Annotated in this window: 1 protein-coding gene and 1 pseudogene; both read right to left on the minus strand. The window is 74.9% G+C overall.

Translation table 11 applies throughout. From position 1 onward, the window contains the following. Positions 1–1,796, minus strand: a 1,796-nt coding sequence (locus tag FKV24_RS03080; protein ID WP_141481183.1) for a UvrD-helicase domain-containing protein, incomplete at its 3' end; no start/stop codon positions are given. Further along, a pseudogene (locus FKV24_RS19125) lies at positions 1,793–2,431 on the minus strand (exodeoxyribonuclease V subunit gamma); the annotation flags it as partial. The gene FKV24_RS03080 and the pseudogene FKV24_RS19125, both read right to left, overlap by 4 nt.

Raw genomic sequence — 2,431 nt, forward strand, 5'->3', positions numbered from 1 at the left:
GCCTCGGCCAGGGCGTGCTGGATGCGGGTGGCCTCGGCGTGGCTGCGCACCAGCACCGCGATGTCGGCCGGACGCACCGGGCGGCCGTCGATCCGGGCGCGACCGGCGCGGCCGTCGGACAGCACCGCGTGGATCGCGGCGGCGCAGGCCTGCGTCGCCTGCCTGCGGGACTGCTCGACATCCCAGGGCCTGGGCTTGCCCTTGGCGTCGTACTCGCCGCTGGGCGGCGCCTGCCAGAGCGTCAGCGCCGGGGCGGCGGCGCCGTCGCGCAGGAAGTCCCCGTCGCCGCGCTGGCCGCCGGGGACGATCGGGTGGAAGGCGATGCGCGGATCGACGAAGGCACCGCTGCCGGCCGCGGCGTACAGCGCGTCGATCGCCGCCAGCAGCGCCGGTCGCGAACGGAAGTTCTGCGCCAGCGCGGGCGCCTGCTCGGCACTGCCGCGCGCATGCAGATAGGTATGCACGTCGCCGCCGCGGAAGCCGTAGATGGCCTGCTTGGGGTCGCCGATCAGGAACAGCGCGGGGTCGGCACTGGCGCGGCCGAACACGCGGTCGAAGATCCGCCACTGGCGCGCATCCGTGTCCTGGAACTCGTCGACCAGGGCGACCCGGTACTGCGCCCGCAGGCGGCTGGCGAGCAGGTCGCCGCGCGCGTCGTCGGCGAGGGCGTCGGCGACGCCGTCGATCAGGTCGTCGTAGGTCTGCACCCGGCGCTGCTGCTTGAGGGTGCGCAACCGCGCATGGGCGTCGTCGCGCAGGCAGTGCAGCGCGGCGGCACGGCGCCGCGCCGACAGCGCGGTCGATGCCTCCATCGCATCGAGATACGCCGACACCGCGGCGCTCAGCTCCGGCGCCGACGGCATCCGCGCCTTGTGGCTCTTCTTGGTTCCCTTGGCCAGGTCCTCGGCGCCGAGCTTGACCAGCTTGGGATGCGGCGCCTGCCGCGCCGCGGGGCCGGCGGCGAAGTCGCGCATCCAGCCGCGCAGTTCGGCGAGCCAGTCGGGCTTGTAGCTGACCCGGTTCATCACGTCGGCGTCGATCGCCTCCGCCAGGGTGTCGAAGAACGCCTCGCCGTGCCGCTGCCAGGCCTCGCGCAAGGCTTGTTCCGCATCGGCGAGGCGCGCCTGCGTCGCGGCCAGCGCGTCGCCGTCGACCGCCATCGCCGGCGGCAACAGCCGCGGTTCGCGCAGCAGGTCCTTGAGATCGAGCGCCAGCGCCGCGGGGCCCTCCTTCCACAGCCCGGCCAGATCGTCTGCACCGGCGGGCTCGGCCGCATGCGCGCGCCACAGGTCGGCGGCCAGCGCCTCGCGCAGGGCGCGGTCGTTGCCGAGTAGCTCGGGCGGGTCGAAACCCTGGCCGCTTTCCAGTGCGTGCTCGCGCAGCACCCGTGCGCAGAAACCGTGGATGGTGAAGATCGCCGCGAGGTCGATCTCCAGCGCGGCCTGGCGCAGGCGTCGGCGCAGTGCCTCCTCGCCCTCGCCGCTGCGCGCGCGGTGCAGTTCGAGCAGCCGCCGGGTCAGGACCACGGCGGGGCCGTCGTCGCCGGCCGGTGCGGCGCCCACCAGGTCCAGCGCCAGTTGCAGGCGTTCGCGGATGCGCCGGCGCAGCTCCTGGGTGGCGGCCTCGGTGAAGGTCACCGCGAGGATCTCGCCCACGCGCAGGCCGCGCTCGACCACCAGCCGGGTCACCAGGGTGGCCAGGGTGTAAGTCTTGCCGGTGCCGGCGGAGGCCTCGACCAGGTGCACGCCGTCGAGGGCGAGCTCGAGCCAGGGGTCGTGGGCGGGCACCGCGCTCATCCGGCGTCCTCCGCGTCCCAGTCCCCGGCCAGGGCCAGCGCGCTGTCGTCGTCATCGGCGGGGGCGACATCGCCGTGCGTGACCAGGCCGAAGATCGTCCGCGACAACCGTGCGAACTCGCGCCGGGCCTCGGGATCGGCGAACGGATCGCGGCCGCGCAGCGCCAGTCGCAGTGATGCGTTATCGCCCTCGGCCCACTGGCGGTGCCCGCCGCGCCACTGCTGCGCCGCGGCGACGATGCCGCGGCCGGGATCGGCGGCGCTGAAGAAGGCCCAGCCGCTGTAGGGCGCGAACGGCAGCGGTCGCTGCATCCCCTCGCGGCGCAATGCGAGCAGCGCGCGCAGCGCCTGGATCGCGCGTTCGCGGCCGAGCGGCTCGCGCAGGTGCGGGCCGATGCCATCGGCCTCGTGGAACTCGACGAAGGGCCGCGCCTGCCCGCTCGCCTCGGCCAACAGCCAGTCCAGACCGTTGCGGATCGACGCGTTGCCGTTGGGCCGCCCGATGCGCACCCGCGCCAGGCCCTGCGGCCAGGCATCGGCGAGCCGGCCGTGCAGGCGCAGGCCGTCGATATCGACCTCGCAGGCCAGGGGGGCGGCCGCCGCGTCGCCGCGCCAGAGCGCGAACTCGCGGGCATA

This window comes from Marilutibacter maris, assembly GCF_006546735.2.
GTDB lineage: Bacteria > Pseudomonadota > Gammaproteobacteria > Xanthomonadales > Xanthomonadaceae > Marilutibacter > Marilutibacter maris.